At 47.7% G+C, this 24,679-nt stretch carries 24 protein-coding genes and 1 tRNA gene; 10 read left to right on the top strand and 15 right to left on the bottom strand.

Features of this window, described 5'->3' with window-relative positions; all coding sequences use genetic code 11:
• Positions 1–67: 67 nt before the first annotated feature.
• The gene (murD, locus tag GY683_RS05790) at positions 68–1,468 is read right to left on the bottom strand and encodes a UDP-N-acetylmuramoyl-L-alanine--D-glutamate ligase (RefSeq protein ID WP_297287841.1); all 1,401 of its coding nucleotides are present in this window, start codon (positions 1,466–1,468) and stop codon (positions 68–70) included.
• 139 nt (positions 1,469–1,607) lie between these two features.
• Here murD and GY683_RS05785 point away from each other — a divergent pair, with 139 nt between their 5' ends.
• Entirely contained in the window at positions 1,608–1,946 is a 339-nt protein-coding gene (locus GY683_RS05785; protein WP_297287840.1) for a P-II family nitrogen regulator, read from the top strand.
• A 49-nt stretch (positions 1,947–1,995) separates the two neighbouring features.
• Here the strand turns inward: GY683_RS05785 and GY683_RS05780 are convergent, their stop codons facing one another.
• The 3 genes from GY683_RS05780 to GY683_RS05770 form a co-directional block, all read right to left on the bottom strand.
• Positions 1,996–2,367 carry a DUF2147 domain-containing protein gene (locus GY683_RS05780; RefSeq protein WP_297287839.1) on the bottom strand — a complete coding sequence of 124 codons (372 nt, stop codon included), beginning with the start codon at positions 2,365–2,367 and terminating at the stop codon, positions 1,996–1,998.
• A 128-nt stretch (positions 2,368–2,495) separates the two neighbouring features.
• Positions 2,496–2,750 carry a hypothetical protein gene (locus GY683_RS05775; protein WP_297287838.1) on the bottom strand — a complete coding sequence of 85 codons (255 nt, stop codon included), beginning with the start codon at positions 2,748–2,750 and terminating at the stop codon, positions 2,496–2,498.
• Between the two features lie 8 nt (positions 2,751–2,758).
• The gene (locus GY683_RS05770) at positions 2,759–3,694 is read right to left on the bottom strand and encodes a DNA/RNA non-specific endonuclease (protein ID WP_297287837.1); all 936 of its coding nucleotides are present in this window, start codon (positions 3,692–3,694) and stop codon (positions 2,759–2,761) included.
• A 131-nt stretch (positions 3,695–3,825) separates the two neighbouring features.
• On the opposite strand from GY683_RS05770, the gene mutY reads away from it, so the two are divergent.
• Positions 3,826–4,971 (top strand): A/G-specific adenine glycosylase, encoded by a 1,146-nt coding sequence (gene mutY, locus GY683_RS05765; protein WP_297287836.1) that lies wholly within the window; start codon positions 3,826–3,828, stop codon positions 4,969–4,971.
• Between the two features lie 326 nt (positions 4,972–5,297).
• On the opposite strand, the gene GY683_RS05760 is transcribed toward mutY, so the two are convergent.
• Positions 5,298–6,239 carry a polyprenyl synthetase family protein gene (locus GY683_RS05760; RefSeq protein ID WP_297287835.1) on the bottom strand — a complete coding sequence of 314 codons (942 nt, stop codon included), beginning with the start codon at positions 6,237–6,239 and terminating at the stop codon, positions 5,298–5,300.
• Between the two features lie 182 nt (positions 6,240–6,421).
• Between GY683_RS05760 and GY683_RS05755 the strand changes: the two genes are divergently transcribed.
• Positions 6,422–6,497 (top strand) — tRNA-Phe (locus tag GY683_RS05755).
• 128 nt (positions 6,498–6,625) lie between these two features.
• On the opposite strand, the gene GY683_RS05750 is transcribed toward GY683_RS05755, so the two are convergent.
• Positions 6,626–7,165: a porin family protein gene (locus GY683_RS05750; protein WP_297287834.1), complete on the bottom strand. Its 540-nt coding sequence runs from the start codon at positions 7,163–7,165 to the stop codon at positions 6,626–6,628.
• 519 nt (positions 7,166–7,684) lie between these two features.
• Between GY683_RS05750 and GY683_RS05745 the strand changes: the two genes are divergently transcribed.
• Positions 7,685–8,359: a phosphoglycolate phosphatase gene (locus tag GY683_RS05745; protein WP_297287833.1), complete on the top strand. Its 675-nt coding sequence runs from the start codon at positions 7,685–7,687 to the stop codon at positions 8,357–8,359.
• A 32-nt stretch (positions 8,360–8,391) separates the two neighbouring features.
• Here GY683_RS05745 and GY683_RS05740 read toward each other — a convergent pair whose 3' ends face one another.
• The 3 genes from GY683_RS05740 to rapA all read right to left on the bottom strand — a co-directional run bounded on the left by GY683_RS05740 (position 8,392) and on the right by rapA (position 13,290).
• Positions 8,392–9,891 carry a YifB family Mg chelatase-like AAA ATPase gene (locus tag GY683_RS05740; protein WP_297287832.1) on the bottom strand — a complete coding sequence of 500 codons (1,500 nt, stop codon included), beginning with the start codon at positions 9,889–9,891 and terminating at the stop codon, positions 8,392–8,394.
• Between the two features lie 163 nt (positions 9,892–10,054).
• Positions 10,055–10,408 (bottom strand): hypothetical protein, encoded by a 354-nt coding sequence (locus GY683_RS05735; protein ID WP_297287831.1) that lies wholly within the window; start codon positions 10,406–10,408, stop codon positions 10,055–10,057.
• Between the two features lie 20 nt (positions 10,409–10,428).
• Positions 10,429–13,290, bottom strand: coding sequence for an RNA polymerase-associated protein RapA (gene rapA / locus GY683_RS05730; protein WP_297287830.1), 2,862 nt, complete (start codon positions 13,288–13,290; stop codon positions 10,429–10,431).
• 261 nt (positions 13,291–13,551) lie between these two features.
• Between rapA and GY683_RS05725 the strand changes: the two genes are divergently transcribed.
• The 4 genes from GY683_RS05725 (at position 13,552) to GY683_RS05710 (ending at position 17,337) form a co-directional block, all read left to right on the top strand.
• Positions 13,552–14,499, top strand: coding sequence for a D-2-hydroxyacid dehydrogenase (locus tag GY683_RS05725; RefSeq protein ID WP_297287829.1), 948 nt, complete (start codon positions 13,552–13,554; stop codon positions 14,497–14,499).
• Between the two features lie 91 nt (positions 14,500–14,590).
• Positions 14,591–15,652, top strand: a complete 1,062-nt coding sequence (gene metN / locus GY683_RS05720; protein ID WP_297287828.1) for a methionine ABC transporter ATP-binding protein MetN — start codon at positions 14,591–14,593, stop codon at positions 15,650–15,652.
• A complete protein-coding gene (locus GY683_RS05715) occupies positions 15,642–16,331 on the top strand; it encodes a methionine ABC transporter permease (protein WP_297287827.1) in 690 nt (229 codons plus the stop codon). Before metN ends, GY683_RS05715 begins: the two co-directional genes overlap by 11 nt.
• A gap of 166 nt (positions 16,332–16,497) precedes the next feature.
• Entirely contained in the window at positions 16,498–17,337 is an 840-nt protein-coding gene (locus tag GY683_RS05710) for a MetQ/NlpA family lipoprotein (RefSeq protein WP_297287826.1), read from the top strand.
• A gap of 108 nt (positions 17,338–17,445) precedes the next feature.
• Here the strand turns inward: GY683_RS05710 and ccmE are convergent, their stop codons facing one another.
• From ccmE to GY683_RS05695, 3 genes are read right to left on the bottom strand one after another with little or no spacing between them, the layout of a single operon-like run.
• Positions 17,446–17,955, bottom strand: a complete 510-nt coding sequence (gene ccmE, locus GY683_RS05705) for a cytochrome c maturation protein CcmE (protein ID WP_297287825.1) — start codon at positions 17,953–17,955, stop codon at positions 17,446–17,448.
• 36 nt (positions 17,956–17,991) lie between these two features.
• The gene (ccmD, locus tag GY683_RS05700; protein ID WP_297287824.1) at positions 17,992–18,225 is read right to left on the bottom strand and encodes a heme exporter protein CcmD; all 234 of its coding nucleotides are present in this window, start codon (positions 18,223–18,225) and stop codon (positions 17,992–17,994) included.
• Positions 18,226–18,243: 18 nt separating this feature from the next.
• On the bottom strand, positions 18,244–19,044 hold the full coding sequence (locus GY683_RS05695; protein ID WP_297287823.1) for a heme ABC transporter permease: 801 nt from the start codon (positions 19,042–19,044) through the stop codon (positions 18,244–18,246).
• A gap of 210 nt (positions 19,045–19,254) precedes the next feature.
• Between GY683_RS05695 and GY683_RS05690 the strand changes: the two genes are divergently transcribed.
• The gene (locus GY683_RS05690) at positions 19,255–19,860 is read left to right on the top strand and encodes a hypothetical protein (protein WP_297287822.1); all 606 of its coding nucleotides are present in this window, start codon (positions 19,255–19,257) and stop codon (positions 19,858–19,860) included.
• A complete protein-coding gene (locus GY683_RS05685) occupies positions 19,857–20,999 on the top strand; it encodes a glutathionylspermidine synthase family protein (protein WP_297287821.1) in 1,143 nt (380 codons plus the stop codon). Before GY683_RS05690 ends, GY683_RS05685 begins: the two co-directional genes overlap by 4 nt.
• Before the next feature lie 60 nt (positions 21,000–21,059).
• Here the strand turns inward: GY683_RS05685 and GY683_RS05680 are convergent, their stop codons facing one another.
• The 3 genes from GY683_RS05680 to GY683_RS05670 form a co-directional block, all read right to left on the bottom strand.
• Positions 21,060–21,635 carry a DUF4126 domain-containing protein gene (locus GY683_RS05680; protein ID WP_297287820.1) on the bottom strand — a complete coding sequence of 192 codons (576 nt, stop codon included), beginning with the start codon at positions 21,633–21,635 and terminating at the stop codon, positions 21,060–21,062.
• Between the two features lie 118 nt (positions 21,636–21,753).
• Positions 21,754–23,100, bottom strand: a complete 1,347-nt coding sequence (locus tag GY683_RS05675; RefSeq protein WP_297287819.1) for a NarK family nitrate/nitrite MFS transporter — start codon at positions 23,098–23,100, stop codon at positions 21,754–21,756.
• A gap of 223 nt (positions 23,101–23,323) precedes the next feature.
• Positions 23,324–24,586: a nitrate/nitrite transporter gene (locus GY683_RS05670; RefSeq protein ID WP_297287818.1), complete on the bottom strand. Its 1,263-nt coding sequence runs from the start codon at positions 24,584–24,586 to the stop codon at positions 23,324–23,326.
• Between the last annotated feature and the right edge of the window lie 93 nt (positions 24,587–24,679).

The following is a 24,679-nucleotide window of genomic DNA, read 5'->3' as shown; positions in this document are numbered from 1 at the left end:
TCAATATTTAAGTAATTTTATGACAATAAAAAACCACCCCAAAGGATGGCCATACTAACAATGCTGGTTATGCCAAAGCCTTAACCATCGAGACGAACTTATCGCCACGATCGCCATAGCTTTTGAATTGGTCAAAGCTTGCACAAGCCGGTGATAATAGCACTGCCTTGGCTGAGCTTTGGCTTGCTAGATCCACTGCTGCCTGTAACGTACCAACTTGCTGGATGCGCTTAGATAGACCTGGCGTGGCTAACAGATCCTTTTCAATCACGCCCGCATCCGCCCCGATCAGATAGACCGAATGCGCGTATTTATCAATATCTGCGCCAAGCTCACTAAAGTCCTGACCCTTGCCCAGACCACCTAAGATAATCGCTAATGAACGCTCCCCATAGACCGCACCCAAGCCATCAATGGCGGCTAGCGTTGAGCCAATGTTGGTGCCTTTTGAATCATTAAAATAAGCATGACCTGCCACCTCATCGACATATTCACAGCGATGAGGCAGTCCTTTAAATGTCTTCAATGCTGTCATCATGCTTGGCATATCAAGACCCACTGCTTGACCTAATGCCAGCGCTGACAGCGCATTTAGCAGGTTATGCTTACCCTTAATGAACAGCTCATCAGCAGACAGCAGATGTTCGCCTTGATAGCACAGATAAATCTGCCTCTCTGACTTCACCAAGCAAAAGTCAGCATGGCAGTCACAATCAATAACACCGCTCGTCGTAATCACGGCTGCCTCCGATGCACCGCGATCAGTTAATACTTGCTGGCAAGACGCCTGCAATTGTTCATCATCCAGACAGATAACTGCCGCACGAGCATCATCAAAAATTCGCAATTTCTGAGCCAAATAGCCCGTCATGTCGCCGTGACGATCCAGATGATCTGGCGAGATGTTCAAGATGGTTGCCACGGATGCGCCCAGATGACTGACGTGCTCTAGTTGGAAACTAGACAGCTCAAGCACCACCAGATTCATGCCATCAATGCTAAGTAAGTCAAGTGCCGGTGTGCCGATATTGCCGCCTACACCGACGACTTTACCAGCCTGTTTGGCCATCTCACCGACTAGCGTGGTTACTGTTGATTTGGCGTTCGAGCCTGTGATGGCGACGATCGGCGTATGCTTGCCCGTACGTTCATCGCGCGCATGTAATTCATCGCAGAACAGCTGAATATCACTTAGCACAGGAATGTCTGCAGATTTTGCCGATTGGATGGCAGGATGACGAGGATCAACCCCAGGACTGATGACGATGCGACTTGCAGATAACAATAACGCCTCATCAATGCCACCGAATGCGGTCTGGACGTCTTCGGGCAGCTTTGGAGCAAGGCTTGGCGCAGGCTGCTCATCCGTCACTGCCACACGTCGCCCCTCGGCACACAAAAAATTCACCGCGGACAAACCTGAACCGCCAAGCCCGATAATCACATCTAAAGAATTCGCTTGCTGCATCACAATGTCTCTATTTGATAGTCCAAATTATCCCTTATTGTAGCAGAAATTGGCGCGATGAACATTGGATTTTTATGAAATTTGGCGTTATAATTCACCCATCATTTATTCACATAGCATTGACCGCCAAGGATTTATCATGAAATTAATTTCGGCAATCATCAAGCCCTTTAAGTTAGACGACGTCCGCGAGACCCTCTCTGAGATTGGTGTCAATGGCATCACCATCACTGAAGTAAAAGGCTTTGGTCGCCAAAAAGGTCATACGGAAATGTATCGCGGCGCAGAATACGTGGTTGATTTTTTACCAAAGATTAAAATTGAAATCGCCTGCACTGACGACATGGTTGATTCGATCATCGAAGCCATCATTAAGGCTGCCAACACCGGTAAAATTGGCGATGGCAAAATCTTCATAACGCCGCTTGAGAATGTCGTACGCATTCGCACAGGCGAACTTGACGAGAATGCACTATAAATAATAAAAACGCACTTAATTTAAGTGCGTTTTTATAGGCTAAGTGCTGTTATTTGCGCGTTAGGACTTGTGAGCCTTTTAGCGTTTTTAGGGTTAGCTTATTGCCATTTAGGGTGATGTCTGCATTAACAGCAGGAATCATACCCCAACGTGGGTCTTTGGCTTTTCCTTTATATTTGCCACCGCCAAGGTTTTCGGCGTTTAGGATGACAGTTTTGCCAACGTATTGTTTGGCTTTTTCAGTTTGACCTGAAATGACCACGCCTGAGAACTTACCACCTGATTCGGTGATTTTTACGACGGCTTTTGGTTGGCCGTTCTCACTCATTTGCCAATTACCAACGATAGGGTCAGCGGCAAAAGCCATGCTCGCTAGGGTTAGACCTGCGGTCGCTGCGATGAATTTAGTCATTAGTCTCATAAGAATTCTCCTTTAAAACACCGTAAAGCACAAGTGTAAATCCATTATAACCAAGCCAAAAATCAAAAGCAAACACTAAATCTGTAGGCGATTGGCGTTTTTGTTGGTTTTTTATAACTGTTATGCCATCAGCTCATGAAAGGATTATCTACATTCTCGATGGATTGAGCAGTCAGATCAGGATTTGAGCTGTCATCACGATCAAAATCCTTGGTCGCCTGAAAAAGCTTACCAAAAAAATCTGCGAGCATCTGAGCCTGCTTGCGCCCTGCCTCATTGGGAGCGATGTTTAGATCGCCATAAATGATGATTTGCCCAACGTGGTTTTCGATGGTTAAGCCCCCCACGCTTAGCACCTCATGATCATTATTAAAAATATCCATCAATCCTCCTAAGCTTGGTTGATGCTACTAATAAAATATTTAAAAATCTCAAGCCCAAGCAGCAGCCAGCCACTGCCAGTCGTCAGATCAATCTTATTCATGTCAATGCCAGTTGGTGCGATCTCACCTTTTTCGTTCGGGCGTGGCAGATCATAGGCATAATCCTGCACAGGGATCGGCAAAGCAGGGAATACATTCATACCAGTGCGCCGTGTCAGCTCACTTAGGCTGATGACTTCATAGCTTGGGCTTTCGGCATTGGGAGAATAATACACCGCAGCCTGATTCAAACTTGGTAAATATACCGCCTTAAAAAAATGACTTGGCACCAACACACGCCCACCGATACGCTCAACCTTATTGGTAGCAAAAACCACGCCCGTCACCACATACACATCGCCATATTTGGTGGTAAGGTTGCGAGTGGTGGTCTCGATGTGTCGCCATACATTGCGGTTATGCGTGCCGTTCTGCGGCGCAATGTTAGCCAAGCTAAAACTTTCGTACTGCGTATTGGCATTTGCCATGTCACCATTGGGTGATAGATGTCCACGATCGAACCCGGAGCGATTGTAATCAGCAAGTTCGGCACGTCTGCCATGCGGCAAACGGCTCTCACTGCGAAAGCTGTCAGTTCGCGCCAAGGTTCTGGCATTTTGAATACGCTCTCGGGTCAAGCGCTCTGCCGACCAAAGCGGCGTGCGTGATACCCCAGAGTGCAGCACGGCAAATCCTTCAAAGCACAGAGCATCCAAATCTCTGTTCAAATTCTGACCACGTGTGCCAGTCAGCATGGGTGCCTGACCATCAAAAAAATGCCCACGACACTCGCCAAAAACATCATTAAAGCCCTGCACAAACCCACTCGCCTGCACGCTCGCCACATTCGCCAGCGCATGATTTGACAGCAACAAAAATACAATCACAAAAAATACATGTCTCATGACTGACATTATACCAAAATTCACACCCAAACATGGGGCTTATCTGATTGAAATTTCACAAATTTTCCGTTCATCTGATGAAAATTGGCGTACCATCCCCATAAAGGTTTTTTTGATATTAAGATCAGCTCATGAATAACGCCACTTTTGCTCCACGCCTACTTACTTGGTTTGCCACACACGGTCGCCATGACTTGCCTTGGCAATATCATCATGCCGACACATCTGACATTTATGCCGTTTGGCTGTCTGAAATCATGCTTCAACAAACACAAGTCGCCACCGTATTGGGTTATTTTGGGCGGTTTATGGATACATTCCCCACTGTACAAGATTTGGCAGCTGCCGACTGGGACGATGTGGCAAACCTATGGGCAGGACTTGGCTACTATGCTCGGGCAAGAAATCTACATCAAGGGGCAAAGCAAGTGGCGGATTATATCGCCACGCATGGGCATTTCCCACAGACTATAGACGAGTGGCAAAACGTGCGTGGCGTGGGACGTTCCACCGCAGGGGCGATTGTGGCGATGGGCGTGCGTGGGCGTGGCGTGATATGTGATGGCAACGTCAAACGGGTGCTGACACGCTGGGCAGGCATAGACGGCGACATCACCAAATCCGCCACCGACAAGGTGCTGTGGGAGCTTGCCGACACACTCACGCCCACCCACGATAGCGGTAAGTTCGCCCAAGCGATGATGGATTTGGGGGCGACTGTCTGCACTCGTACTCGTCCTGCCTGCACGTCTTGCCCGCTATCAGACGACTGCACCGCCTTTAAGGATGGCAATCCCACCGCTTATCCTGTCAAAGCCAAAAAAGCAGACAAGCCCCACCGTCATTCGCTTGTCTTTGCCGTATCGTATGATGATAAGCTCTTATGGATAAAACGCCAAAGCGATACAGGCACGGGTATTTGGGACGGACTGTACGCCTTGCCCATGCTGATGATAAATGACAAACAAGGCGATATACCGCATGATTTACATCACGCCAAAACCATGCACGAGCATTTTGCCCACGCCCAAAGCCCAAGCCTTGCCGAAGGTCAAGTTTTGGATAATTTGCCAAATATCACCCTTATCAACCCCAAAACCATCAAACACACGCTCACGCATTTTCATTGGCATTTGTCATTAACTACAATAAATATTGATAAAACGCTTTATGACAACACCAACCACGCCCTAACTACCATTCATGCCGATTTTATTTGGCAAAAAGGTCATGATGGGCTAGGCGTGCCAAAGGCGATGAGGAAATTGGTGGGGTAGGTTTAAATAAGTTATTAATTTTAAAACTAAAATTTGACATTTTTCCAAACATCAAAACCCTGTTTAGGGCGTGTTGAATATTGGTATTTGCTATGAAAAATGAGAAAAATCGCCCGTTTTTCAAGGAAAAAACGCAGGCTGATAGTTATTCTATCAGACAAGTTTTTGACGAAGAAAAACAATCCGACCACTTAAGTGGGTAAATTTCAAGAATTTTACTTAATTTTTAAATTAAGTGGTCGGATGGCCATTTTTCATGCAAAAATTAGTTGAAATTGTCAAATTTTGTCATATTTTATAAGAATGTTATCAATATTCAACACGCCCTAATAATCCCGTTTTTGTAGCCAATCCACCATTTGCAAAAGCAGATTATCATCACCCAAATCTGCCACCTGCTCCCTTGCCTTGTCAAATAACTCATCGGCATAGGCACGGGCATTGTCCACGCCAAGCAGTTTGACGTAGGTGGATTTATCCAGTTTTTCATCACTGCCTGCCATTTTGCCAAGCGTTTGGGTGTCCGCCACGACATCCAGCACATCGTCCTGCACCTGATAGGCAACACCGATCAGCCGCGCATACTCGCCAAGGCTCGCCATACGTTCATCACACGCATCGCCACACACCGCTCCCATCAGCACACTAGCTTCTATCAATGCCCCTGTTTTGTCCTTGTGGATGGCTTCTAGCTCGTGTTGGTTAAGCTGTTTTTGCTCACCATTCAAATCCGCCTGCTGCCCTGCTACCATGCGTCTGGCGTTGGTCGCTAAAATTTTAGTGAGATTGGCGAATTTGACATCATCCACATCACCCCAATAATCCCCGCCCAGCACATCAAAGGCAAGCGACTGTAGCACATCCCCCACCAGCATCGCGGTCGCCTCACCATAGACCACGTGACAGGTCGGTTTGCCACGGCGCAGCTCATCATCATCCATGCACGGCAGATCATCATGAACCAAAGAATAGCTGTGAATCATCTCAATAGCAAGCATGGTGCGGCGCACCATATTAAAATCCGCCGCATCTGTCAAATCCAACCCCTGGCCAGATACTGTCAAAAAAGTCGCCAATACAAGCAGCGGACGCACTCGCTTACCACCGTTTGATAAGGCATAAACAGACGCCTCCCCTAATGGGTTTGGCAATCGCGCCTGCTCAAAGATGAGCTCAAAATCTGCCGCCAAACACTCTACAACAAAATCACGCGCACTCGCCAAACTGCTTGCTTCTAATTTATTAAAATTCACGCTCAACTGACCCATCTTAATGTCTCATGCCATTCAAAACACCCTATCATACCCAAAAAAAACCGCAAAATCAGTACTTTTACCCCAAAATGGAAAAATTTTTAAAAATTTTGGAAATTTGTGCAAAAAGTGCTTGCAAAGTTCTATAAATCATATATAATACGCACCACTTAGCCAATAAAGCTAATCAAAACTTTGGCGCGGTAGCTCAGTCGGTAGAGCAACGGATTGAAAATCCGTGTGTCGGCAGTTCGATCCTGCCCCACGCCACCATATTTAAGAACACTCAACTTCGGTTGGGTGTTTTTTATTTGTCGTGATTTATTTTAAACAAAAAAACAACCGCCCAAATGGACGGTTGTTCTTATGTGTTATTCTACTAACTTTAACTTTAAGCTAGATTAGAATTTTAGGTGTGCACCCACGCCCCACATGGTAGCGTCGCTGTTTAGGTAGTTATAACCAGCTTCAAAACCTACGTTTGGTGTTGCGTTGAAACCCACAGCTGCACCGCCTGCTAGGCTGGTTTTGTCTGATTCGATGGTAGAGTTACCACTAACACGGCGATCTTCTACTTCAGTTTTTGCAATACCTAGTTTACCTTTTACATAAACTGGGGTGTTGTTGAAGTTATAACGATAAGTACCGTATGCGCCGTAAGTCTTGGCATCGAACTCACGATCTACACCGTTAGCTGTGTAGTTCTTGTCTTCAGAACCCATGTACTCTACTTCAGCACCGAAGTTTTGGTCAAAATTATAACCTGCGTACACGCCATAGGCGGTTGCATTTTTTGCTTTGTCAGCGTCGATTTGACCAACTTTAACACCTACGTATGGCTGACCAGCTGCTGCTGAACCGTAAGTGATGGCAGCGTTTGCGCTCATTGCTAGTACTGATGATGCGCCTAGAGCTAGGATTGCTTTGTTTAGAATTTTCATATACTTCTCCTAAAATGCGGTTAAGCACCGCTTGCTTTGTTGTTTGTTTAATGACCCAAAGAGTTTTTATTTGCTTTGCTCTTTGCGTTGAAGTCATAGTAACAAAATATTTCTTAATAACTGTGCGTGTTTGTAGAGTGAAATGTAAAGTTTTGCAAAAATCTGCCCAACCCTAAAAACATTCGGCTCGTTTTTGCAATTTTTCGTTAGCATTATCAACAACTGCGCCATTATTTATCCAAAAAAGCGAATTTGGCAACATTTTTTACCATCAATTCAGAGAGAATTTTTGAAAATTCTCTAAAAATCTTTAAAAACTTCTGATTTTTTTCGATGATTTTTTAAATTTACAACCAAAATAGCCAAAAATATTTTATCTCAACATCAATCTAAGGCAATATTTTGGCATAGATTCATAAATTGTTACAGTTTTTGAGAAATTATCCTAAAATCTCGGGGCTGTGTTACAATCCTTTTTAGAAAATTTTTGCTCAATTTAAATGAAAATAAGGAAAATTCATGCAAAATTCAGACGCATTAGCCAAATCGCTGATTATTTTTGATTTGGATGGTACGCTCATCGATAGCGTGCCAGATCTGGCGGCAGCGATTGATAAGACTTTGGCGCACTTCGGTAGGCCGCCTGCAGGGGTTGATCATGTGCGTACTTGGATTGGTAATGGCTCTTTAAAACTCGTGGAGCGCGCGATCGACTGGGCAGGGCTAGATAATGATAAATTAAATGATGCGCATGAAGTATTCTTAAGAGAGTATACCGATTGTCATGATGGAACGGTCGCCTATGATGGGGTTAAGGAAGGGCTGGATAGATTAATCAATCGCGGGTTTGTGATTGCCATCTGTACGAACAAGCCAAGTCAATTCCTACCTAAAATACTACAAAAGATGGGCTGGGTAGATAAATTCAACTGCGTCGTCGGTGGTGACAGCCTGCCAGTAAAAAAACCAGATCCTGCACCACTACTGCACATCTGCGAGCAATTGGGTGTTAGTCCATCACAGGCGATCATGGTTGGCGACTCAAAGAACGACATCCTAGCGGGCAAGAATGCCAGCATGACCACCCTCGCCCTAAGCTATGGCTACAACTATGGCGAACCAATCGCCAATCACAACCCTGATGCAGTGTTTGATGATTTTAGCGATTTGGTCGCATTTATCGTCAAAGATTGAGGTTCTTAGCGCTATCGTTGATGGACTTGCTATTAACGATAGCTTAGCGCTTCTGCCAGGTGCGCTGTTCCTACCTGCTCTGCACCTGACAGATCAGCGATGGTACGCGCCACCCTTAGCACTCGATGATAGCTACGTGCCGATAGGTTGAGGCGTGACTGAGCGGTGGCAAGAAGCTGCTTCTCTGTCACGCCTAGCGGGATATGTGTGTCGATCTCGCTTGGGCTTAGCTCATTGTTGGCTTTGCCTTGACGATTTAGGGCAAAATTACGCGCGCCGATCACACGCTCACGCACGACATCCGATGCTTCACCCTGTGGTGCATTCTGTAGATCTTCTAGCGGCATGGCAGGGACATGGATATGTAAGTCAATGCGATCAAGCAATGGTCCTGATATCTTATCTTGATAACGGCGTACTTGGTCAGGCTTACAGCGGCAACGATTGGATGGGTCGCCATGATATCCACATGGACAGGGGTTCATCGCAGCAATGAGCTGAAACTCTGCTGGATAGGTCACTTGTGCATTAGCACGGCTGATGACGATTTCCTTTGACTCGATCGGCTGACGCATGACCTCCAATGTCTTACGGTCGAACTCGGGTAATTCATCTAAGAAGAGGACGCCTTTATGGGCAAGGCTAATCTCACCAGGTTTTGGGCGTGAACCCCCTCCAGACAAGGCTACCGCACTCATAGTGTGATGACATTGTCTATACGGACGCACACCAAATTCATAAGCTGCACCCGCCACCGAATAGATACTTGCCACCTCTAAGGCCTCATCGTCGGTCAATGGCGGCAAGATGCTCGGCAGACGGCTTGCCATCAACGTCTTGCCTGAACCCGGAGATCCCTTAAATAGCATCGAATGCCCGCCCGCCGCAGCGATCTCAAGCGCGCGCCTTGCGTGATATTGCCCTTTTACATCGGACAAATCAAGCTTATAGCTTGTCCGCGCTGTCGTGGATACTGATTCGCTAAGCGCAATTAAATCCGCTTGATTGTTGCTAACACCGCTTACCACATCTAAATGGCGACATACCGCAGTCAAGCTGTCCGCACCGATGACTTTCACCCCTGCCACACGCGCCGCTTCTGCTGCATTCTCTTTGGGTAAGATAAGCGTTCGCCCTGTTACCTTGACAGCGCGAGCAACTGACAACGCGCCTGAGACGGAACGCAGATCGCCATTTAACGCCAGTTCGCCGACGAATTCAAACCCATCAAGCGCACTTTCGTCTACTTGACCGCTCGCTGCCAAGATACCCATCGCTATCGGCAAATCCAACCGCGAACCGTCTTTTGGCAGATCGGCTGGCGCAAGGTTAATGGTCAGACGGCGACTGGGAAAGTCATAATCACTGTTAATGAGCGCTGAGCGGACGCGATCTTTACTCTCTCGCACTGCCGCCTCGGGCAAGCCAACGATGGTCAAAGACGGCATGCCTTGTGATAAATGCACCTCCACCAATACCGATGGCGCGTGCAAGCCAACCACAGAGCGAGTAAAAATCTTGGCAAATGACATGGAAATCCTTTTTGGTTTTTAATCATTTTGGATAATGACATAGAGTGCGTGATGTCTTTATAACACAGATTAAAAGTGATGCGCCATTTTAAATTTAACCGCACTTATCTTTGACATCGTATATAAAAACAAGAACCAACAAATATCGGCTCTTGAACATCGATCAGACCAGCGCCTTTTGATAGAAGTGAGACAGCTCAGTCAGGTTCACGGCATATTGAACGCCGGTTAGCTTAGGGCTGACTACTTGCTGCAGCACACTCATCACAACCGAGACCAAATCCGACTTAATCTCGTCAGTGCGCCCTTGCATGATGGCAAGATGCGCAATCACAAAATGCCCACCATCTTCTGCACCAAGTCCGATCAAACTGGCATCACTGCGATGAATACGCCCCTTAATGTCTCGACTTTCTTTGAATTGACCTGTGGCGAATAAGGCGTGATTTAATTTAGACAGCAGTTCGGTCTCATCAATCTTGACGCCTTGGCTAAGCTCTACAGTGATGTGCGGCATGATTTTTCCTTAAATATAAATTAATTTGGCTTAACACAGACCAGCACGCGAATGCTGTCAGGGACGAGTGATAAGTTGCCTAATGCCAAAATACCTTGGTCAAGCATCTTCTGCAGGGCTAAGATCTCATCATCGCGTACGTTTGGATTGATGGCTTGTAGACGTTTTAGGCGGCTGATTTCTTTATTAAGATAATCACTAAACTGCGTCATCGCCTGCGCGCTGATGTCAGACAGCTGAGCCTGCGCGATGTCTTTGGCTTTATTGGCTTGCGCTTCGATGAGTGCTGCACGCGCCTTGACCACTTGTCTGGCTCGAGCCTTATCAAGTCGCTCAATGAGCGGCATGATCTTATCACTGGTGGCGACCTTAGTCAGATCATCGCCTCGCTCGGTTAGGAACACTCTTAATACCTGCTGCGGCAGATAAGCAGCCAGATTCAGATGCTTAGGCGCAATCGCCTCCACGCGAAAATGACTCTCTACCAGAATCATGCCCTGAGGCATGGCGGATGACTTTAACATGGCAACTTGGGTATTGCCAAAAGTACCAGACGTCACCATCTCAAGAATGCTGGTGATGAGCGGGTGCTCATAAGTCATGTAATCCATGTCCTCACGAGCCAGCGCCTGAGCGCGATCGAAGGTCAATGTCATGCCATCTTCATCAAAAGGCAAGGACTCAATGCCTTCGATGTCAACCTCCTGTACATCAATCGGGTGCACCACCCAAGAATCGTCACGCTGAACATCATAATCAATGCTCACCGCCTCAAAGTAGCGATCAAGAAACATTGGCAAAATCTTACCGTCATCAAGCTCGCTCATGGCTTGAGCGATACGACCGGCGACATTCGGACGGCATGAGTTATACTCAAGCAGCCTATCTCGCCCCGCCTGCAGCTCTTCTTCTAGTTCGGCGCGCAGCAGCGACCCTTGGGCGATAAGATTCGCTAAGGCTTCACGATTCTCTTCACTGTTCTCACCTTCTAGTAGCGGTTTTAGGTCAGCGATGAAATGCTCTTGAACATTCTGCGCGGTTGGGCTGATTTGATTAAAGATATTTAGCGCGCCATCGTACCAATTATACAGACGCTCTTGGGCGGTTCCCACCACAAAAGGCACGTGCAGCTGAATCTTAGCAATCTGCCCAATGCGATCAAGACGACCGATGCGCTGCTCCAACGTATCGGGGTTGGCAGGCAAATCGAATAGCACCAAATCTTGAGCAAACTGGAAATTACGCCCCTCTGAGCCGATCTCAGAACACAGTAGAATCTGTGCGCCGTTAATATCGGCAAAATACGCCGCAGCCTGATCTCGCTCAAGCAGACTCATCTGCTCGGTAAAGATGGCCGTGCGAATCCCAGCATGCAACCTTAGTACCGCCTCAAGACTCTCAATGGTCGCACCACTTCTAGCGATGAGCAGTACTTTTTTGTGCTTTAAGGGCTCTTTTAATAGGTTGATGAGCCAATTCACCCTAGGGTCGGTCTCAAGCCAAGAACCATCAGGATAATTTTCCTCACCCCAGAGCTGTTCGCGCAGCTTGCCGTGCGTATAATGCGTACCCTGCCATGCGCTCGGCAGCGGCAGCGGATAAGGGATGCTGGTACGCCCATAGAATCCATCCACACTGTCACGCGTATTACGAAACAGCACACGACCCGTACCATGTCGATCCAACAGCTCATTAATAACGTGCGTGCGAAGTTTATCATTATCATTAATATCTACGATCTGATCCACGCCAAAGCCAAGCAATCCTGCTACGGCATTGATTTGCTTATCGGATAATGCCTTACCCTCGATGAGCAACGTCGCCACCATCGCCACATCACCAAAGGCCTCTTGAGCTGCGATAAAATCATCCAAATCATCAAAGCGATGTGGGTCAAGCAGTCTTAGACGTGCAAAATGACTCTCCACGCCAAGCTGTTCTGGCGTTGCCGTCAGCAATAGCACGCCTTGGGTATGCGCCGCAAAATCCGCCACCAGTTCGTATTTATCATTACCACCCTGCTCTTCATCCCACTGTAGATGATGCGCCTCATCTACCACGAGCAGGTCAAATCCTGCCGCGAATGCCTGCTCGTACAAGTCATGATGATCAAGCAGCAAATCAATGCCTGCGATGATGTATTGCTCAGTTGTAAAGACATTTTGGTCAGGGTTGTGCTCTTTGATGGATGCCGTACGCACCAAATCAAAAATCGAAAAATCCAAATTAAATCGACGTCTTAATTCGATCATCCACTGATACTGCAGGCTGTCAGGCACCAAGATCAGCACGCGATTCGCCTTACCAGTGATGATCTGCTGATGGATAATCAGCCCTGCCTCGATGGTCTTGCCTAGCCCCACTTCATCCGCCAACAGAACACGCGGCGCAAGGCGCTTGCCTACCTCATGAGCGATGTACAGCTGATGGCGAATGATGTCCACCCTCGGTCCGATCAGACCGCGCAAAGGATGGCGTGACAGCATGGCTTGTAGCTTTAGAGCGTCTTGGCGCAAATCATAACGTTCATTATTCTCGATACGTCCTGCCAATAGACGCTCCAATGGCTTGGCAAGCGTAATATTCGCCGCCAGACGTGTCTCCATGAGTGATTTACCACACGTCAGATGATAGCGCATCACGCCCGACACCTCTTCGCAGCGCGCCACGATATACTGATTACCATCTTGGTCGCTTACTGTATCACCGACGCAGAACACCACACGAGATAGCATGGCAGATGCTTTGGCATACACACGCGTCTCCTCCGACTGCGGGAACAGCACCGAGACACAGCGATCATCCATGTCAATGACAACCCCAAGCCCAAGATTACTTTCAGAATCGGACAAATAACGCTGACCAATGGCAAATTGACTCATAAAACACTCTTAATTTATCCAAAGATGGATTTAATACTTTTAATAAAAGCCTATTATTCTACTAAAAAAACTTAATTTTCGCACTTTCTTTTTGATGATGGCTATTTTAGCGCTTTTCAAGGCGACCTATCCTACCAAGCATTATTTGGCGACATCGACCAATATTAAGAAGATAATTTTTACATTCAGCTAAGCATTTGCACTTCATCGACGTGGTAATTGTGCTATATTAAGGCAAATATTCATCAGCATAGGAACACAATGAGAGCCGTATTCTTGGACGCCAACACCTTTTCAAGTCAAACCGACTTATCCCTGCCTGACAGCGTAAGCCACTATGAACGCTATGACAGCACGCCCAATGATGCCGATGCCATCGTCGCACGCTGCCTTGATGCTGACATCATCATCACCAATAAAGTCATCATCAGCCGCGATGTCATCGAACGCCTACCGAATCTCAAGCTCATCCACGTCACTGCCACAGGCATCAATAACATCGATGCCAACGCGTGCAAGGAGCGCGGCATCACACTCATGAATGTGGCGGGTTACTCAACCGTGAGCGTGCCTGAGCATACTTTCATGCTCATGCTCAATATCATGCGCGCCGCTGCCTTTTATCACACGCGGGCGACTGACGGCACATGGCAGGCAGATGGGCGGTTTTGTCTGTTGAGTGAGCCGATTTTTGATTTACATGGCAAGACCTTGGGCATCATCGGCGCAGGCAACATCGGGCAAAACGTCACTCGCATCGCGCGTGCCTTTGGCATGAAGGTACTGCTGGCCGAACGCCAAGGCAGAGCACCGAGAGATGACAGTTATACTGAGTTTGATGAAGTTTTGGCCACCTCTGATGTGATCAGCCTGCATTGTCCGCTAACCGAAGAGACCGCCCATCTCATCAATGCAGACACCATCGCCAAAATGACAAAAAATCCCGTCATCATTAATGTCGCTCGCGGTGCGGTGGTGGACAGTCATGCTGTCGCCCATGCCATCGCCAATGGTAGCCTGTCAGGCTATGGTTCTGACGTCTTTGAGGCTGAACCATTCGCCGCTGACGATCCCTTATTAGCACTAAAAGACCATCCTCGGGTGTTTTTTACACCACACAACGCTTGGGGCAGCCTACACGCGCAAAGCAAACTTTGGCAAATTCTAAGCAATCAGATAGATAACTTCGTACAAAATTACACCAACTAGCTTGGATTGATGATTTCATAAATTCCCCTTGTAAAATGTGTTAAAATACAACGTTTAACACATTTTTTATTATTTTAACCATCGCATTCACATGACAACACCCATGATACAGCTGACCCAAGTCAGTAAAGTATTTCACACCCAAAAAGACGGCAAGAACATCGAATTCACCGCCGTACAGCCCACGGATCTCACCATCAACCAAGGGGAGATTTTTGGAATTATTGGTTCATCTGGCGCAGGTAAAAGCACGCTGATCCGCTGCGTAAACCTGCTAGAGCGCCCCACCACAGGTACGGTACTGCTGGATGGGCAGGATTTGACAGCTTTATCCGAGCGTGAACTTATCAAGGCGCGTCGTAATATTGGCATGATTTTTCAGCATTTTAATCTGCTACATTCGCGCACGGTGTTCGATAACATCGCCCTGCCGCTTGAGCTGTCAGGCACACCCAAGACCGACATAGATAGGAAGGTAAATGAATTAACCACGCTTGTGGGACTGTCGGATAAGCACGATGTCTATCCCGCCAATCTGTCAGGCGGTCAAAAACAGCGCGTGGCGATCGCGCGCGCATTGGCATCAGACCCCAAGGTTCTACTATGCGACGAAGCGACCAGCGCGCTAGACCCTGCCACCACACAGGCCATCTTAGCACTGCTAAAACAAATCAACAGAACGCTTGGCATAACCATATTGCTGATCACACATGAGATGGACGTGGTCAAGCGCATCTGTGATAAGGTCGCTGTCATTGATGGCGGGGTGTTGGTCGAGCAAGGCCAAGTCAGTGAGATTTTTGCCAATCCTAAGACCGAGCTTGCCAAAGCATTCATCAATTCTACTTTCCATATCGGTCTGCCGGACGAATTCATGGCAACGCTCACCAATTCACCTACCCACGAAGAATCTTACCCTGTGGTCAAGTATGAGTTCAGTGGCAACTCGGTGGATTTGCCATTATTCTCACAAGCCAGCAAGTCATACGGTGTGGAATTTAGCATTCTTACGTCACAGATGGATTATGTGGGCGGTGTCAAGTTTGGCTTTACCATCTGCGAGGTGATGGGCAGTCCCACCGCCATCATGCAGGCGAATGAATTTTTAGCAGCGCACGGCGTGAATCTGGAGGTATTGGGCTATGTGGGATAAGATTTATACGGATTTTATGACCGAACTACATCCTAAGATGTGGGAGATGGTCGCCAGATCGACCTATGAGACCATCTATATGGGGCTGGCGGCGACGTTGATTGCTGTGGTCGTGGGCTTGCCGTTGGGATTTTTGGCGTTTTTGACGGGCAAGGGTCGCATTCTACAGAACACGACTTTATTTCGCATTCTGGATGTCATCATTAACATCGGTCGCTCTGTGCCATTTATCATACTTCTGATCATCCTGCTGCCTGTGACGCGCCTACTCGTGGGTACGACACTTGGTACGACTGCGGCGATCGTTCCATTGAGCGTGGCGGCGATACCGTTCTTTGCACGATTAACCGCCAATGCGCTCACTGAGATCCCCACGGGACTTACCGAAGCTGCCAAATCCATGGGGGCGACACATTGGCAAGTCGTCAGCAAATACTACCTGCCTGAGAGTCTGCCGATGATCATCAATGCCATCACGCTCACGCTCGTCTCGCTCATCGGCTACTCAGCGATGGCAGGCGTGGTCGGCGGCGGCGGACTTGGTAATCTTGCCATCAGCTACGGCGAGCATCGTGGCATGATTTATGTCAAATGGATCGCCACCATCATCATCGTGGCGATCGTGATGATTTGCCAAAAAGCGGGCGATGTATTGGCCGAGAAAGTCGATCATCGATAAATGCTGACTATTTTCCAAAATGGAATAATAAATTTCTAAATTAAGCTATAGGTGCATATTGAATTATTAAGCGAATTTATGGTTTAATATGCACATAGTTGTATATGCAACCTTATTCCATTCAACCTCGGTTTAACCGATCCATCGTGAATTAAAGAGTATCATCATGAAATTAAATAAATTTTTCGGCCTATGTGTTCTAGCCTCTAGTATCGCACTTGCAGGCTGTGGCGGCGACAAAAAAGCAGAACAAGCAGCAGCGCCTGCTGACACTGACCAAGTCGCACAAACCATCAAAGTTGGCGTTATGAGCGGCCCTGAGCACGCGGTGGCAGAAGTTGCCGCCAAAGTCGCCAAAGAAAAATATGGTCTGACCGTTGAATACGTTGAATTCAACGACTACGCCCTACCGAACACCGCGGTATCAAATGGCGACTTAGACGCGAACGCCATGCAGCACAAGCCTTACCTTGACAAAGACAGCTCTGAGAAGAAGCTAGACAATCTGGTCATCGTGGGCAATACTTTCGTGTACCCATTGGCAGGCTACTCTAAGAAAATCAAATCTTTGGACGAGCTAAAAGACGGCGCTACCATCGCTGTGCCAAATGACCCATCAAACCTAGCGCGTGCGTTGATTTTGCTTGAAAAACAAGGCCTAATCAAGCTAAAAGACATCAACAACCTATTCTCAACGTCTCTTGACATCGTTGAAAACCCAAAAAACCTTGTCATCAAAGAAGTTGATACCTCTGTGGCAGCGCGTGCGCTGGACGATGTGGATCTTGCAGTTGTGAACAACAACTACGCAGGTCAAGTAGGTCTGACTGCTGAAGATGGCGTATTCGTTGAAGCCAAAGACTCTCCGTATGTGAACATCATTGTAGCACGTAGCGATAACAAGGATTCAGAAGCTGTCCAAAACTTCGTAAAAGCCTACCAAACTGACGAAGTAGAAGCTGAAGCTAAGAAGCAATTTAAAGACGGCGTGGTTAAAGGCTGGTAATTCTCCAAGCTTTAACCATATCAACAAAAATCCCTTTGATCATCAAAGGGATTTTTTATTTGAATAGTTAAATATTCACAACTAATAGCATTGCAATTTTTAAGTGCGTTATTTTTCAGCGTTGCGTTCATCAATCTCCGACATCGGTACAGCAGGCGTGAACTGTCCGCTACTCACATCTGTGCTACGCTCGGCATGTTCTTGTTTGAGTGATTTGGCAACTTCTGGCGGCATGTAATTCTCATCATGCTTGGCAAGCACTTCGGATGCGACGAACACGCCATCTTTTAGCTCACCGGTCGCCACGATGCCTGAATTCTCAGCGAACAGATCAGGTAGTACGCCACGATAAGTCACAGGTACGACTTCTTTATAATCCGTGATTTCAAATTGAACGTTAAGCTGGTCGCTAGGATCGCGCTTAACGCTACCTGCAACGACCATACCGCCCGCGCGGATGCGCTTTTCTTCAGGGGCTTTACCTGCTGCAATAGCTGTCGGGTCAAAATAATAATCCGTCTGCTGGCGAATGGCGTACAGAATCAGACCAACGGCAATCACCGCGCCAACAAGTATGGCGATGACCCACATGAGCTTTTTTTGTCGAACGTTATTCATGATTTCTTTGTCTTTATAAGTGTATTTAAAAGGTGGTTAGCGTGATGCGCCAGTGCCTAATTCTTTGCGCTGTTTATTGGTTAGGCGATCGGTTTTTTTGGTGGTATTGGCTTGGCGCTGTAGCCGAACGATCGTTGACTTACGTTCAGAGATCGCATGCCAAATCAGCACAGCGATCGCCACGAAGGTAATGCCGTAGCACGCCCATACGAACGCACCATGACCACCCATCTGCACAAAGTCGCTGACATTAGAAAAATATGGTTTCATCGCTTGCTCCCCTGTTGTTTAGTTTGGGTTGGCTGGCTTGTTAATGAGTTTTTGCACCCATGATTTATTATAATCACGAGCTAAGATAAGTGAATTGGTGCGATAGATGGCAAGTGCCGCCACCAAGAAATACATGCCAAGCAGCATGATAAGCAATGGCACCCACATGCTTGCTGACATCTTTGGCGCATTCGTCACGGTAAAAGTCGCACCTTGATGTAGCGTGTTCCACCATTCCACCGAATACTTGATGATGGGCAGATTTACCGCACCCACGATCGATAGAATCGCTGCTGCCTTGCCGCGGTTCTGACTGTGTTCAAAGGCAGAAAATAGCGCCATCACCCCAACATACAAAAACGCTAAAATCAGCATCGAGGTCAGTCGCGCATCCCACACCCAGTACGCCCCCCAAGTTGGCTTCGCCCAAATGGAACCTGTCAAAAGACTAAGCACACAAAACACAAAACCAATCGGCGCGATCGCCTGAGCGACAATGTTGGCAGTCTTAATTTTCCACACCAAAAAAATCACCCCAAGTACCGCGAGCGCAAAATAAATACTCATGGCAAGGCTGGCCGCCGGCACATGAATAAAAATAATGCGATAACTGTTGCCTTGTAGATAGTCAGGTGGCGCGAATCCCAAACCCCATACCATGCCAACACCCAGCAGTACCGCAGCGATGAGCGCAAGCCATTTCACCCATGGGGAGAAAATATTAAAAAAACGCTCCGTGCCGACCGTCGTCAAAAAGCCTTGCCATAGACGACCAAAAAAACCTACTTTGGCGACATTTTTGGAATGAGTATCAGGCATGAGATATTACCGCATCAAGGGGTTAAATTAAAAGCATAAATCAGCTAGATTATAGCATGACTTGGCGTTTTGGGGAATATATTGGCAATGAACAGACAGCATTTATACCAAAAATTCCTTGTAAAATCACTCATTTATCCGCATAATAATCATTATCGGTGCGATTTGATCGCCCTTTTTAAATTCTGGCAACTAAGGCAATATATTTCAATGAACCACAAAACTCGTAAATCCTCCAAAAATATCTCACTGGTACTTCTAGGCGTGGGCGCGCTAGGTTTGTCTGCCTGTGCACCTGCACCAAGTGAAGCACCTAAGACCAGCGAGCAATCCTTGGCGGATGCTGAGCGCGAACTTATCGCTGCCCAAGAACGTCTGGCTGCCGCACAAGCCAAGGCAGAAGCAGAGCAGCTCAACAATGCCGCTGCTCAGCTTGAAGGCGATGCGAATGCCGTACTAGACGAGCAAGCAGCCACTGAAGGTGAAGCGAGCGCTGAAGGCGGTATGGGCGCAGGTGGTGCACTACTGGCAGGTGCGGCAGCAGGTGCGGCGGCGGGCTACCTTGCCACCAAGGCCGCCAACAACCGCGTGGCAAATGCATCGCAAACTGCGCAAACCCCCACCATGACACAGCAGCCAGCCGCTACAAATCAAGCTCAATCCGCTCAGAGCGGTCAAGCAGCTGGCGCGCGTCAAAGCGCCGCCCAAAGCACCCAAAACTATCAAAGCAATCAAGCACAAAACCAAAACCAAACCACCAACCGCAGCGGTTTTGGCAGCACAGCCAAATCATCGAGCGTGGGAGCGACTTCGTGAAGCGAATTGACGTCGCCCCACGCCCGAATTGGCAAGATGAGATGCTGCGAATCGGCTTTGATTATCACAGTGTCGATGGCAACTACTGGCAAGAAGATGCCTGTTATGTCTTTAGTGAAGCTCAGATTGATGAGATTGAGCGCGTTACTGAAGAGCTGCATAAGATGTATTTTGCCGCGACAAGACACGTCGTGCAGACAGGCGATTATGCTCGCCTTGGTGTAAATGATGTCGCGGCTGCCTTGATTGAGTCGAGCTTCAAGTCGCAAGAGCCGACTTTATACGGACGTTTTGATTTGTGCTATGATGGCACGAACACGCCCAAGATGTACGAGTACAATGCCGATACGCCAACTTCTCTCTTTGAGGGCAGTGTCGCGCAGTGGTACTGGCTACAAGCCCAAAGTGGCGAGCTTGGCGATGCCGATCAATTCAATAGCATCCATGAAAGGCTGATGGTCGAGTTCAAGGCGCTTAAAGGCGACAGCCCCCTATATTTCACCGCTGTCGCAAGTAATGAAGAAGATTACATCACCACACGTTACCTACAGGATGTGGCAGTGCAAGCCGGTCTTGATACGCGCTTTATTGACATTCATGACATCGGTCACCGCACATCAGATGGCAAATTCGTCGATTTGCACGATGCGCCAATTCGTCAGCTGTTCAAGCTATACCCGTGGGAGTGGCTGGTTGAAGAAGACTTTGGCAAGCACATCCTAAGCAGTGGCACGCAATTCATCGAGCCTGCTTATAAGCTACTATTTAGCAACAAAGCCTTACTTGCCGTGCTGTGGGAGCTGTTCCCGAATCACCCGAATCTACTGCCGGCCTATCTGGATGAGAGCCGCTTATCTGGAGATCTTGTCAAAAAACCTTTCTTCTCACGTGAAGGTGCAAACGTCAGCCTGCATACTTCAGCAGGTATCGAGACCACCGATGGCATCTACGGCAAAGAAGGTCACGTCTATCAGCAGGCGCATGCTCTGCCGACTTTCGTCAATGCCAAAGGTCAGACCATGCACACGCTCATCGGCAGCTGGATCGTCGGACATAGTGCTGCAGGCATCGGCGTGCGCGAAGATTATACCGCCATCACCAAGGACACGAGCCTGTTCGTGCCGCATGTGTTTAGATGATTGGTTATTTTAAATAATAAAAAGCGCTCAAATGTGAGCGCTTTTTTAGTTTCGTGGTTATTATTTGGTATCGTCCGACAGGCGGTTTTTTAGCTTCATCATCGCCCAGATGAAGATGATCAATCCAATCACCGCAACAGCCGCTGCCACCACAGGCGCGAAGATGGACAATGCTGACAGCCCAATCGCCGTACCCGTCTCAGCCAGCCCGATGACAGGATTGGCAGTGCCTGCGGTCGTGGCAGTTGATACGGCGCGTGTCGCTGCTGATGTGGTCTTAACGGCTGTCGCTGCACCACCACCTGCCACGATGGCAAGCGCCCATGTCACAGCAGGACTCAGGTCGGTCAAGCTAGACGCCATGACGATGGTACCCGCCACGCCTGCCAGTGGCACAGCGATGGTATCTAGTAGGTTATCCACGACAGGCACAAGATAGCTTAGCGATTCCACGACGCTCGCCACACCTAGAATAACCAGCGCGGTCATGCTACCAAGCCATAGCCAATTCTCCCCCAGCGGCAAGATTCCAAAATAAGCCGCCAAAGACATGGCAAACAACGGCACAAACACACGAAAGCCCGTACTTGCCGCAAGCCCAATACCCAAACAAATGCCCAAAATAATCTCGGTCATACCAGATACCTTATAGAATGAATGACGATATTATAAATCTTTTTAAGATTTGTTTTGTATCTTTAATGCAACAAAAAACAGCCCATGGAGAGCTGTTTTTGACGTCTTGATAGTAGGATTAGCACGGGTATTCCGCCCCTTTACGGCTGTAATACCACCATGTAATCACAAGGCAAATCACATAAAAAACGATGAGCATGATAAGCGTGCTATTCGCCCCAAACCAGCCGAACATCTTGGGAATAAAAAACCCACCATAAGCAGCGAACGCCCCTGTAAAGCCAACCACCGCCGCCGATTCTTTGCGAGCGACATTGACAAGGTCGAGTGAGTTTTTGCGTTCGTGTAGGGTGCGAAAGATGACAGGAATCATGCGAAACGTTGAGCCGTTGCCGATACCTGTAGTAATAAACAGCACCATAAAGCATGCAAAATACCCTGCAAAACTACCGCCTGTGCCATCTTTTGGCAAAAAGACAATCACACCAACAGTCGCTACCGCCATGACAATGAAGTTAAAAAACGTAACCCTAGCTCCGCCCATCTTGTCAGCGAGCCATCCCCCAACAGGACGGAACATCGCCCCCACCAATGGGCCAAGAAAAGCGACTTTTAACGGATCAACGTCAGCAAAAGACTGCTTGATAAGCATGGGGAACGCCGCCGAAAAGCCGATAAACGAGCCAAACGTGCCAAGATACAATATGCACATGACCCAGTTGTGATAGCGTTTGAAAATGACAGATTGGTCTTTAAAAGACGCTTTGGCGGACGATAAGTCATTCATAAAAAACCACGCAAGTATCGCCATCAAAGCGATAAACGGCACCCACACAAAGGCGGCGTTGTGCAGATATAGACTCTTGCCATTGTCAAGTGTCACACCTGTGCCGATGATTGACAAGCCGATGACCGCAGGCACGACAAACTGCACGGTAGATACGCCTAGATTGCCAAGCCCTGCATTTAGCCCCAAAGCCGTGCCTTGCTTGGATTTGGGATAAAAAAACGAGATGTTGGACATGCTAGACGAAAAGTTACCCCCACCCAATCCACAAAGCAGAGCGATGATGACAAAGACACTAAATGGCGTATTGGGGTTTTGCAGAGCAAAGCCCATCCACAGCATGGGAATCAGCAGACTTGCCGTGGACAGAGCCGTCCACCGCCGACCGCCAAACACAGGCACCATAAACGAATAAAAAATCCGCAAAGTCGCCCCTGATAAGGCAGGCAAGGCAGTAAGCCAAAACAGTTGGTCTTTGGTAAAGTTAAAGCCCGCGTCAGGCATACGCACGACCACCACCGACCAAATCACCCACACCGCAAAGCCAAGCAGTAGAGCAGGAATAGAAATCCATAGGTTGCGACTGGCGGTTTGCTTACCACCATTTTCCCAAAACTGTTCATCTTCGGGTCGCCAGTCGTGAATCACGCCCCCGCCTTTTAGTTCTTTATTTGTCATATTTCCCCCTTATGGGAATGATGCGATCTGCAGATCACTCACTTGAATTGATTAAAGTTAAGGATTTTTGATGATTGACATTGTAGACAGATTTGCGCAAAATTTCGCTTATCCTAATGACTGATAAAGCCAGCCAACTATGATACTTTGGGGGTAGATGGATTTATTTAGACAATAAAAAAACAGACAACCTATGAAGATTGTCTGTTGATATTAGTCATGCTTATTTTTGGTTTTTCATTTTTAGCATGGCTTGATGACCCTCTTCCATCTTAGGCTTAACTTCCGAGATGTAGATCCAGATCAAGCTCACCCACACCACGCCAAACATGATCATAAATGCCGATGAACGCACGCCTGTGATGTCCACCGCTGCTCCGAACATGATGGGCAGGATGAAGCCGCCCAAGCCGCCTGCCAGACCGACCACGCCAGAGACTGCGCCCATGTTGTCTTTGTATTCATCCGATAGATATTTGAACACAGATGCTTTACCGATGGCAAAGGCAATGCCTAGTAAGAAAATCAAGACGGTAAAGATGGTAGAATTTAGACCGATGTTAAAGGCGCGCTCGCCATCGACGGTTTGTACGATAAGGCTTGTCTGAGGATAAGACAGCACAAATAAGCACAAGAATGACGTCCACAGTACCCACCATGTTACGGTATGAGCTGAGTATTTATCCGACAGCCAGCCGCCCAGCGCACGCAGCACACCACCAGGCAAACTAAAACACGCTGCCAAGAATGCCGCTGTTTGTAGCGTAAATCCATACTCATTAACATAGTACTTCGTCATCCATAAGGCAAGAGCAACATAGCCACCGAACACGATAGAATAGTACTGACTATAACGCCATACATTTGGGTCTTTTAGCACCGCCAATTGGCTTGCCACACTGACATTGCTTGCGGTGTGGTGTTCTTTTTTGTCAAATGACAAGAACCAAAAACCAATGGCAGTAATCAGCATGATGCCTGCATAGACTTTTGGCAAGAACTGCCAACCGCCATACGCAATGATCGCAGGACCTATCATCTTGGTCAATGCCGAGCCTGCATTACCCGCCCCAAACACACCCATGGCAAAGCCTTGACGCTCTTGCTTGAACCACTTGGCGACATAAGCGATACCCACTGAGAACGAACCGCCTGCCAGACCTGCAAACAGACCCAAGATCAAAAACTGCCAATACTGCGTGGCATAGCTCATCAAGAAAATCGGCACAACGGTCGCCATCATCAGCACAAAAAACACGATGCGTCCGCCATATTTATCCGTCATAATACCCAACGGCAGACGGATGAGAGAGCCTGTCAATACAGGTGTTGCCGCCAGCAGACCGAATTCAGTTTCATTTAATCCAAGCGCTTCTTGGATGGGAATCCCCAAGACCGCAAACATCATCCAAATCATAAAGCATACGGTAAATGCGATCGTGGACGACGCCAGCACGAGATTTTGTTTGGTTGCTTCTGTTGCCATCATCTTCTCCTTATCAGAAGGTTGGCGTTATTAAGATTAAGAAAATTATTGCCAAAGCCTTGCAAACTTTGCACATTTATTAGCCTTATGATA

This window comes from Moraxella sp. (genome assembly GCF_024227015.1).
Classification (GTDB): domain Bacteria; phylum Pseudomonadota; class Gammaproteobacteria; order Pseudomonadales; family Moraxellaceae; genus Moraxella.
This window is presented reverse-complemented; position numbering and strand designations above follow the sequence as displayed.